Here is a 10186-nt window from a genome sequence, read left to right as displayed (position 1 = left end):
CCAATGTTACAGAAGGCAATCCACAAATGGGAAAATATGAGTCAGAGTAGCTCTTTCCGTCTCGCATATGAAGCACGGGAAAAGGTGCTATTTGATGAACAAGCGAAATTAGCACATGCACGTGAGGTTGGTATAGAAGAAGGAAAACAAGTAGGGAAAGAAGAAGGGCTTCAAGAGGGGATAGAAAAAGGGAAAATCCAACTTATCCGGGGCATGCATAAAAATGGCATGGATATCGAAGATATTGCGAAGTTTACAAATATAGAACTGTCGGAAATACGCCATATTTTAGAGAAGTAAAGTGTACCGTACACTTTTTCACAAGGTTTGATGATTCTTTAGGGCTATCTGAACCTGAAGAACTAATATCGAAAAATAAATTAAATATTCAGATATAATAGACCGAATGAATCCAGTTATGCTATAATTAGCGTAACCGATGTATTGTACTACCTTTTGCTCCCTGATTTGTATAACAAGCCAGGGAGCTTTTCGTATGCTTCATGTTCTACGATTCTATTTTCAGCAGATTCTTATATAAAAGTAATATATTGAAATTACTGGGGTTTTCGGTATATGCCGACTATTATTTCTCCATCACAAAAGATTCAATTGTTACATTTTTAAAGATAAACTTACATTATTTTAGTATGTCATAAAAAGTGATTCTTTTCAAATTATTCTCCATGTGAATATTGATTTGCATATTCTACATAACGCTTTACTGATAGATGAGAAAGGAATCCTGTTCTTTTTATGACTTCCTCTGTAGACATATTTCTTTCTAGACAGCGTAGAATATAGGTATTCCGTAAGTGCTGTGCTGAAATTCCTTTTCTCAGTTGCGCTCTGGCTACTTCTAATCGAATCATTTTTTGTACAGCAATGGCTGTTAGTGCTTTCGGAGCATCATTGTCATACACCCAACGAAATGTCCGTCGTTTAAAATCAAATGCAACCTATAACGGATCTGTACTGTGATATCTAGGACGAACTGGTTCAGGTATCGTTTTATAGTACGTAAATAAACGTATTTTATCCTCTTCCTTTAACACGATCCTTCTCTCTGTCCCTTTGTTATGTAAAATAGTAATCATGTTCTTTCCAAAGTGCACCTGTTGCATCTGTAACGATACGAGTTCTTGTAGTGTGAGCCCATAATCCAAAAGAAGTGATAGGATGGATACATTTCGATCTATGAGAAGCGGTCGAACGGAAAGTTGTTCTTCTGACAATCCTTCAGAAGAAGAAAGAATGTTTTTCAGCTTTTTCTCTTCTTCCTTCGTAATAAAGTCCTCCTTGCGTAGGGCCCGATTCGGTGGAGTGATTCCCTGCATTTCTACAATAGGGCTTGGAATATCCAAGAACTGATACAATTTCTTTAACACGACTGCAATGCGATGAATGGTTCTCTCTCCATAATTTCGTTTGTATATGAGTTCCTGAAAATAGGCTTCAAGATCCTCTTTATCTATTTTGTTCTATAAGTTCTTTTCTTGAAAACGATTCGAGGTTTGCAGCCATCTTCCAAAGTCCTCAATATCATAGACATATCGTTTAATTGTGGATGCTTTTCTTCCACGACTAGCTAAAAAGAAAGAAAAATTTTGTAAGGTATTCTCAAATTCTTTTCTATTCATGTACCTATCACCTCACTTTTTCTGCATAATTTTCATTTCAGCTTAGCTGGGTATTTCCAATCTCGCTTATCTTGTTTATCAGGTTTTGTTTTTGGCTTCTTTCGCTCTATTTTGTTCTTCACCTGATTTTGTTGTTCTAATGTATCTAACTTTGTTTGCATTTTCTCCATCTGTTCTTTTACTTTTTTAAGTTCCAACTTGATTTCTGATAACACCCTTAAAATTGCATCACCTTTATTCATAAAAATAACCTTCCTTTGTAGGATGAATATTTTCTCAATGTGAATAAGATTTGATTTTCAAGTATAATAAAGAAGAATAACTTTCATTATTTCCTTCTCAAAGGACGGACTATGCCAATAGAACCGTTCTTTTTTATATTGATCCTTTTTATTATCCAGAAATTCATTATACTATGAATTTGAGTGACTTTCATTTCATCTTTTATCTATGGGCAGATTATTTCAATAGTTTGTTCTTTTTTATTCATCAGTTCGTAAAGCTGTACTTTTATAGATGTATAGAAACATAGGGAAACACACATCCGTAAAAGTTGGTTTTTGTTGTACAGATATCTTTAAAGTTTACGCATCTTTAAAGATAAAAATGAGCTATAATTATGGTCGAGGTGAAAATATTGCAAGATAAAAAATTTGGATATGTCAGAGTTTCCAGTAAAGACCAAAATGAAGAACGCCAGATTGAAAATATGAAATATCTCGGGATAGAAGGCCGGGATATTTTTATTGATAAGCAGTCTGGAAAAAATATGAAGAGAGAAAATTATCAAATGTTAAAAGGATTAGCTCGTAGCATGAATGATGTACTTGAAGAATTTCGCTATTTTGAAAAGCAACGGATTAATCTCCAATTTATTAAGGAACCATTTATTAGTGTGAATTATAATGTAGAAAGTACGAACGATGTGATTCAGCAAGTTGTACAAAAAGCAACTCTGACCATTTTATCCGCTTTTGCAGAAAAAGAAAGAAATGATATTAAACAACGACAAGCGGAAGGAATTGCATTAGCAAAGAAAAAAGGAAAACATTTAGGAAGACCACCGGTACAAATTACAGATCAATTTATTGAGGCATACCGGGAATGGCAGTCTGGAGAGATTACAGCAATCGGTGTAATGAGAAAGTATAATATAAAACGTTCTTCTTTTTATAAATTAGTAAAAGAATATGAGGCGTGAGCAACGACGGTATATATGGATAAAAATGATTGACACTTTGAAAGAGAAAATCAAGTTTCTTCCAATTATATGAGGAGCGTAACGACCCTTTATTATTCTTAATCATACCTTGCAAAATTTGGCGAAGATGTGATATCTGTGAAGGGAATCCCCTTGATAGGTTTTGACTACTGTTGCACGCATAAATCGTATAAGTAAAACTATTGTATAAAAAAATGTTTGATTTGTCATGATTATACAAATTTCGAGGAAAACGAATATCATGCATATTTCTAACGTTGAGAAATACATAGACGATATGATTCTGCAACGAGGTTATGCATACTTTCGACAAGGGAAAATTTTAACTTTAATATGAAAGAGCCGACTTACCCTTAACTGTTAGATGATAATAAAGTTGTGGAATATATAATAAAGTCTTTTAAAAATAATAAAGTTATTTAAAAATTGTTTATGTGACAAACGGGGCAGTCAAATGGAGTAAGGGAATTTAATATACTTTTAATTCCCATTGATTTTATTTTCTGTCCAATATATAATTGTAAAAAATAATTTACTTTATATAAAATTCTATGAAGAGAAAGAGTACTTTATTGTTTCTGTTCCAAAGAGAGCTGGGGTTTTGCTGAAAACCAGTGTTCAGATAATAACCGAAAATCATCTCTGAGAAGTAAAGCTGAATGTTTAGTAGGCTTTATCGATTGCTTCCGTTACAAGGGACAACGTATGATTGTACGTTTGTAAAGGGTAATAAAGTGTTATTCAAACACTTTATTAAAAAAGAGTGGTACCGCGAGTTTCAATCTCGTCTCTTACTGAGACGGGATTTTTTGTTTTTTAGAGAATATTTTCACAATAAAAACTTAAGAAAAGCAGGTGAAGGCGTAATGAAGACACTATTATTTGTAACAGATTTATATTATAAAGCAAAAGGAAGAAACTATTATGAAGAGGATTTATTTCTAACTTCTAAACTTAGAGAAACCTTTAATTTGGTCATCTGTCATCCTGAAGATATTGAAGCATTTGAAAATAATGTTGATTTAATTATTTTCCGAAATGCAGGTCCAGTTGCAAATTTTAAAGACAAATATGAAGCATTCCGTAACCGAATGGTTTCTAAACATTTAAACACATATAATTCGTTTAATGGAAAGGCTGACATGAACGGAAAAGAATATTTAATCGAACTAACAAATGCTCATTTTTCTGTTATTCCAACGATTGATACTTTTGATTCCCTAAATAAACTCCCTAATGTAGACACGTATATCGTAAAGCCGAAAGATGGAGCAGACTCTATCGGGATGGAATTTGTTACAAAAGATGAAGTGAGTGAAAAAGTTGATTCAGAATCGAAAAATACATTAGTACAACCCTTTATCAATTTTGAATATGAAGTCTCATTTTATTTTATTGATAAAGAACTTCAATACGCCCTTTATGCACCAGATAAAGATAAAAGATGGGAATTGAAAGAGTATGTAGCTACGGAAGAAGATTTAGCTTTTGCTAAAAGCTTTATTGACTGGAATAATCTTGACTGGGGGATTCAACGAGTTGATGCCTGTCGAAGCGAACAAGGGGAGCTTTTATTAGTTGAATTAGAAGATTTAAATCCCTATCTTTCCTTATTAGAATTATCTGAAGAGACACGTCAGAACTTCGTAGAAGCAATGAAAAAATCATTGCAAAAAGTTCTTCACGCCTAATCTTAAGGTTCTGGTGCAAAAATCGTGGGGGATGAAAAAAAGCAAAAGATTCCTAGCGGAATTGAACTTTATGCTGTTAAATTGAACAGATCATTGATAAGATATATCTGTCTGTGGACAGACTTCTCTCCTTTAATCTTGATGTATGTTTCATCTACTCTCCAAGAAGCGTTCGTGGCTTTCAAATGTTTGCGAATTCGTTCATTTAATTCTGGTCCATATTGATGAACCCAACGTATAATAGTTGTATGAGACAAAGATAATCCTCGTTCCTGCATCATTTCTACCAAATCACGAAAACTTAAGTTGTACCGCAGGTACCAACGTACTGTTAATAAAATAATATCTGGTTGATAATGTTTCCACTTAAATAAACTTTCTGGTCCCATACTGATCACGCACCTTATTGAAGTAGTAGTACCAGTATAACCAAGTTTGAAAAACACATTTCAAACATTTTGGAATTTTTGCATCAGAACCTTTTGTTTAGATTAGCCATTATTTTTGCGAAGAATCAGTATCTTCGTGGGATAAGATTACCCTATGATGTAGTGGTTGAACTTGTCGATTATTTGAAGAATATATTTTTTGAAAAGATTCAATTTGTGATTTAGAAGCTTCTACCGTTTCTTTCAGGACATACCATTCCACATTTTCAGAAAGTGGTGGTGTAGTTAATGAACCTAAATAATGATAATAGCTCTTATTATTGGGTATGATCGAAGAAATTTCAATATGTTCTACTTTCTTATTGTTTTCGCCCGCTTGTCTATGATCAAGTATCTCTTGGAAACCTTTATTGTCTTTTCCCTCTTTGAAAAATACACCTATTACAGCAAGACGGCCATCTTGGCTTTTATGAACAAAATGAGCTTCTAATGGATAATGCTTTCCATTTATAGTATGTTCACTTGGAGCGTGGAAATGAAATTGTGTAAAATCAAATTGACGACCATTGATAGTTGCAGTCCCCCCAGTATTTACTTGAATAGTATGACCGTTGTCCTCCTCATTCTGAACCTTTTGATTATAATTCAACTCAATTATACCAGTATCTTTCATGGGAATAATTTTTTCTGTATCAATATTAATAGGAGATTGTGCATCACCAGATTCAAACTTCCAGTGCTTTTGATCCTTATAATTTAAAGTATCGGTTGCTACATATTGTTTAGTATCTTTGTCTGATCGTTTAGTCTGTTGCTTATCAGTATTTTGATTTATACATCCGGTAAAAAGAATATTACAAATGATGCCTCCAATAATTAAAATTATTTTTTTCATTTTTTCGCCTCAGTTCTTTTATAATCATGATTAAGTTCTCTAAATTGTATCCTTCCCTATTTTTTGGTTTTATACACCAAATAGAGGTTGCTAAATTAGGTTCTGGTGTAAAAAGATGAAATGACCTGGTTGGGGTACCGCCACACATCCATCAACTTAAGGATTTAAACTATTTTTTAAGCTAAAAGCACGTTACTATTTTTTTATATGAATGAGAAAATAGTAACGTGCTTTTTATGAATATGAATCAAAAACAAGAATTATCTTTATTCGCTGAAGAGTTATATCGATATATGTCTCCTGCTACACTTGAGGTGGTACAGTAAAACTGGAACACAGTCTAGAGATAAATTATTCTATATAAGGTGTTTCAGATGAAAAAACAGTAGGATGAAACGTTTAAAAAACCATGTGTTGAATTGGTAATCAAAGAAGGGCGTGCAATCTCTAGTATTCAAAGAGAATTTGCTTTAGGCCATGGGACTCTTAATTCATGGATAAAAAAATATTCTTCTCCACTTTTAGATAGTAAGGGGACTGATATGACAGAACTACGTTCTTTACGAAGAGAAATCCAGGCATTAGAAAAGAAAAATGAATTTTTAAAAAAGGCGGCAACCTTCTTTGCCAAAAACCAAAACTAACACGTTTTCAGTTTATTAAACACTATCACCACATATTTGGAGTGCGCTGGCTTTGCTATCGATTACAAGTGTCTGTTAGTGGTTTTTACGACTATTTTCATCGTAAAGCCACTGAAGGTCAGAAAAAACGTAAAAAGACAGCTGCTTATATTGTCATGCAATTTAAACGTTTAAAAGGTAGAATGGGATATCGAAAACTGTACCGTTATCTTATAAATAGAGATGTTAGGGTGAGCTTATCTCAAGTAAGACAAGCTTTATGTCGAGCTGGATTAAAGTCAAAAGTTGTCACGTATTATAAAAAAGAAAGCAAGACCATCCTATATTTCCAAATGTACGTGAGCGTTTCTCTAAACCTGATAAGAAAGACGTTCCAACAGTTGTATGTGATATTACAGAATTTCGTTTAGTAAATGGATTGAAAGTATATTTTTGTGCTGCATTAGATATTAGCACCCGCCGGGTGTTTGGTTATTCTTTGAATACTCATCAAGAGGCGCAACTAGTAAAGGATACAATTCAGCAAATTAGAAATGTTTATGGAAGTCACAAAAAGATTTTATTTCATAGTGATCAAGGATTGCAGTTTACGAGTTATACGTTTACTGATTTTTGTAAGCAACAAAAGATTCGACAAAGTATGTCTCGCAAAGGGAACTGTTGAGATAATGCTGTGGTCGAATCATTTTTCAGCCTCTTTAAACGTGAATGTTTGCATGGTGAAAAGCTGATTTCTCTCGCTCAAGTAATGCAGTTAGTAGCTGAATGTATTATCATTCCATTCGTCCGCACTCATCATTAAATGGATTGACTCCGTATCAGTATTCAAAATCCATTGCGTAATCTATTCCATGTTCCAGTTTTTCTTGACCAGGTCAAAATAAGATATATTAGAATTTTTATTTTCTCAATATGTTTTTAGCATTTCTACATAAGAAATCATATCTAAATACATTATAATAGACAGCGTAGAAGGACCTTTTAACAATGTATTGCATATCTGCATTCTACAATTAAAAATGAAAGGCGTGGAAAAGATGATGAAAAGATTATCAAAAGTTACATTAGCTGCCTTAATTGGTTGCAGTGGATGGGGAATACTTTCTGCACCGCAAGCTCATGCAGCTGGTCAAGAAAAAGCTCCTGCTATAAACCAAAAATTTCTACAAAATGATCAATATATCTATAATGGATATCGTGTAAAGGAAGTAGGGAAATCAGCTATCTATTTAGTAGATAGAGGCATGAAGCGTCACATTACAGACTCAGGTACGTATAATCGTATTTTTAAAAAATGGGATGGGATATTAGAGTTTCAAAGTTTACATACAATTCCAAATGGAAGGAGTATTGATCAGGATATGGGATTAGTCCAGTTCGAAAATGATTCTACTATCTATTTTCTGGATAAAGATGCAACTGGGAAACCTATGAAACGTTGGATTACGAGTCTATCTATCATGAACAAGTATGCTTTTCATTCGGAGGTATCAATGCTTCCTCAGTGGATGAAAAATGCTATACCAAATGGCGCAGCTATTCGTTAAATACAAAAATTCATAACATGAGTAATAAAAAATAGAACTTTATTTTTTGTAAACTTGTATACTAGCTATGGAATGTATGTAGGAGCTTTATACATACAACAAACAGAGGCGTATACCAAAGTACCTTCTGTTTGTTGTATAGGAAGAGATTCTGGGTTCTATCTTAATAAAAATAATGATTGGAATCGTCCGAATTAGAGGGTTATTCCATGTAAGGGAACCTCTCAATTTTTCATTTTACATACATATAGGATGCGCTACTTGTTACAAGAGGAAGCTATCGCATTATTGGTACCTGTATACAGATAGGCGTCACTCATCCAATATCCATTTGTTAGTTTATTCCATCTATTTGTACGCCCCTTACGCCCCGTAAATGTTGCCCCATTTGTGGTACAAGAAACCGTTACAACCTCTCCATCATTAAGAGTACCTACAATCGGATAGTTCGTACCGGGGCTTGTACGAAGGTTTACTGTACGCCCTCCATTCGCATCTACAATCCCTTGATTCGCAAGAAGTTTTCCATGATTATACAAAGTATGGCCTGTATAGCTCACTGTACTACCATGCATTGCATATCCATTATAGGGGGAATTTTCAAAGAATACCCAGCCACCTAGTTCTTTTCCTTGTAAAGATATACGCGTATCACCCTGCAAAAGAGAAAAATGCACATGGCGTCCACTTGCATATCCACCACACGATACATCCATCCCTGTATAACCTAAAAAGGTTCCCTCTTGGACCGGTTGACCATCCGGTATAATATTATTCCACAAATGATAGTAATCTGTGGCGTATCCATTTTTGTGATAGATACGAATCCATCCTCTGTTATTTGGGCACATAGTGTAAGCCATCCCATCACCTGCAGCTAACACGCGTTGATCTCCGCCATATAAATCAAGAGAACTATAGGGTCTATCTGATCCTGACCATCCATGAGGACCACCAGACATCACCCAGGATTGTCCTTTTTCGTAAGGTAACCGAAGTTCAGTCCTATTCTGTGAGGGGGCCTGCGCATTCCCAAGTAAAGAAAATGCCTTTTTTTCTTGCGCACTCATCATTACATCGGGAATTTGTTGTGAAAGTTCGCTGAACAAATCCATCCCTTCGAAAGTGACTTGCCAATTTGTAGTAGAGTGTTTCGCAATGAAAAGTTTTCCTTCTGGAAATACGCCTGTTACATTTGGGGCTAATATCACTACAGATCCAAATGCCCAGTGCTCATCGTTGGATAACCGCTTTACATTCACCTGCACTTGTGTATCTACAATCTGTGTTTCTTCCCCTAGTGTCCTTTTTTGTTGCGACAGTTCTTGTAAAACAGCATGTTTAATCGAAGTTTTTGGTGTTTGTACGGGTGGCGCTGGTGGTGCGTTCTTTAGCGTTTTTGGATTGCTTTGTTGCAATACTGTAACATATACCAAGCCTATTAGTAGTAATACTAGGGAAACACTACATAAAATCCATCGTGTCCTCTTTTGTAAATTCATTTTTTTCCCCCTTAAGTTTAGAAAAATAGCTTTCATAAGGGATATATGCTATGATTTAGCATTTATTAATGAGAAAATCTTGTGGTCAGGTATTTTAGGTTCTGGTGCAAAGAATATAATACCTGTACAATGAATTTTTAAATCTTGGACATACTGATACTGTTACTCTACAAAGGGGATGTGATTAGTATGAAAAAGGATAATTTGTTTAAATGGAAGCACTACCAACCAGATATCATTCTACTAACTGTACGTTGGTACCTGCGGTACAATCTAAGTTTTCGAGATTTGGTGGAAATGATGGAAGAAAGAGGATTATCCTTATCTCATACAACTATTATGCGTTGGGTCCATCACTTTTTTGAGGAGTGTTTCCACAACAAACTATATATAAGCTTTTCTTTTGTACGATAGAAGCTATTGTGATATCATATATAAATCCAGTTTGATGTTTTAACAATTTGTAAGAGTGTCTATACTGCTTACCATACGAATAAGTAAAGGAGTGGGTAAACAATGGAGAAATTGATCTAGAACTAAATGATAGAGTGAACAACAATACGTCTCCTTATATGGGACGGAGGGTGTTGCAAAACTAAAATAAATATGCAATGTTATGAATCAGAAAAACTAGCTGAACATGCAATAGATAGCGA

General features: G+C 34.4%; 9 protein-coding genes, 4 pseudogenes and 1 other annotated feature. Of the genes and pseudogenes, 8 read left to right on the top strand and 5 right to left on the bottom strand.

All coding sequences use genetic code 11. The features are described from left to right. The coding region (locus ACQRBL_RS31385; RefSeq protein ID WP_427736320.1) for an Rpn family recombination-promoting nuclease/putative transposase at nucleotides 1–300 on the top strand (300 nt) is incomplete at its 5' end. A gap of 377 nt (nucleotides 301–677) precedes the next feature. Here the strand turns inward: ACQRBL_RS31385 and ACQRBL_RS31380 are convergent. Both ACQRBL_RS31380 and ACQRBL_RS31375 read right to left on the bottom strand, forming a co-directional pair. Next, nucleotides 678–1640, bottom strand: a pseudogene (locus ACQRBL_RS31380) (tyrosine-type recombinase/integrase). A gap of 32 nt (nucleotides 1641–1672) precedes the next feature. Beyond that, nucleotides 1673–1882 carry a hypothetical protein gene (locus tag ACQRBL_RS31375; protein WP_427736318.1) on the bottom strand — a complete coding sequence of 70 codons (210 nt, stop codon included), beginning with the start codon at nucleotides 1880–1882 and terminating at the stop codon, nucleotides 1673–1675. Between the two features lie 377 nt (nucleotides 1883–2259). On the opposite strand from ACQRBL_RS31375, the gene ACQRBL_RS31370 reads away from it, so the two are divergent. Beyond that, nucleotides 2260–2841, top strand: a complete 582-nt coding sequence (locus tag ACQRBL_RS31370) for a recombinase family protein (protein ID WP_411996590.1) — start codon at nucleotides 2260–2262, stop codon at nucleotides 2839–2841. Between the two features lie 563 nt (nucleotides 2842–3404). Further along, nucleotides 3405–3657, top strand: a binding site (T-box leader). A 71-nt stretch (nucleotides 3658–3728) separates the two neighbouring features. Further along, entirely contained in the window at nucleotides 3729–4553 is an 825-nt protein-coding gene (locus ACQRBL_RS31365) for a hypothetical protein (protein ID WP_098856347.1), read from the top strand. Between the two features lie 125 nt (nucleotides 4554–4678). Here ACQRBL_RS31365 and ACQRBL_RS31360 read toward each other — a convergent pair. Continuing rightward, nucleotides 4679–4942, bottom strand: a pseudogene (locus ACQRBL_RS31360) (IS6 family transposase); the annotation flags it as partial. 109 nt (nucleotides 4943–5051) lie between these two features. Next, the gene (locus tag ACQRBL_RS31355; RefSeq protein WP_097984611.1) at nucleotides 5052–5837 is read right to left on the bottom strand and encodes a carbonic anhydrase; all 786 of its coding nucleotides are present in this window, start codon (nucleotides 5835–5837) and stop codon (nucleotides 5052–5054) included. A gap of 404 nt (nucleotides 5838–6241) precedes the next feature. Between ACQRBL_RS31355 and ACQRBL_RS31350 the strand changes: the two are divergent. From ACQRBL_RS31350 to ACQRBL_RS31335, 4 genes and pseudogenes are all read left to right on the top strand, one after another. Continuing rightward, nucleotides 6242–6481 (top strand): annotated as a pseudogene (locus ACQRBL_RS31350) (transposase); the annotation flags it as partial. A gap of 418 nt (nucleotides 6482–6899) precedes the next feature. Then, nucleotides 6900–7145 carry a DDE-type integrase/transposase/recombinase gene (locus ACQRBL_RS31345; protein ID WP_242068247.1) on the top strand — a complete coding sequence of 82 codons (246 nt, stop codon included), beginning with the start codon at nucleotides 6900–6902 and terminating at the stop codon, nucleotides 7143–7145. Between the two features lie 9 nt (nucleotides 7146–7154). Beyond that, nucleotides 7155–7283: an IS3 family transposase gene (locus tag ACQRBL_RS31340; RefSeq protein ID WP_368856798.1), complete on the top strand. Its 129-nt coding sequence runs from the start codon at nucleotides 7155–7157 to the stop codon at nucleotides 7281–7283. A gap of 235 nt (nucleotides 7284–7518) precedes the next feature. Next, nucleotides 7519–8028 carry a hypothetical protein gene (locus tag ACQRBL_RS31335; protein WP_242069035.1) on the top strand — a complete coding sequence of 170 codons (510 nt, stop codon included), beginning with the start codon at nucleotides 7519–7521 and terminating at the stop codon, nucleotides 8026–8028. 257 nt (nucleotides 8029–8285) lie between these two features. Here the strand turns inward: ACQRBL_RS31335 and ACQRBL_RS31330 are convergent, their stop codons facing one another. Continuing rightward, nucleotides 8286–9530: a peptidoglycan DD-metalloendopeptidase family protein gene (locus ACQRBL_RS31330; RefSeq protein WP_411996591.1), complete on the bottom strand. Its 1245-nt coding sequence runs from the start codon at nucleotides 9528–9530 to the stop codon at nucleotides 8286–8288. Nucleotides 9531–9719: 189 nt separating this feature from the next. Between ACQRBL_RS31330 and ACQRBL_RS31325 the strand changes: the two are divergent. Further along, a pseudogene (locus ACQRBL_RS31325) lies at nucleotides 9720–9899 on the top strand (IS6 family transposase); the annotation flags it as partial. Nucleotides 9900–10186 lie beyond the last annotated feature (287 nt).

The sequence above is a fragment of the Bacillus sp. AF62 genome (assembly GCF_050312695.1).
In the GTDB taxonomy this organism is placed as follows: Bacteria; Bacillota; Bacilli; order Bacillales; family Bacillaceae_G; genus Bacillus_A; species Bacillus_A cereus.
Note: the sequence above shows the minus strand (reverse complement) of the source record. Positions and strands in the feature narration are given on the sequence as shown.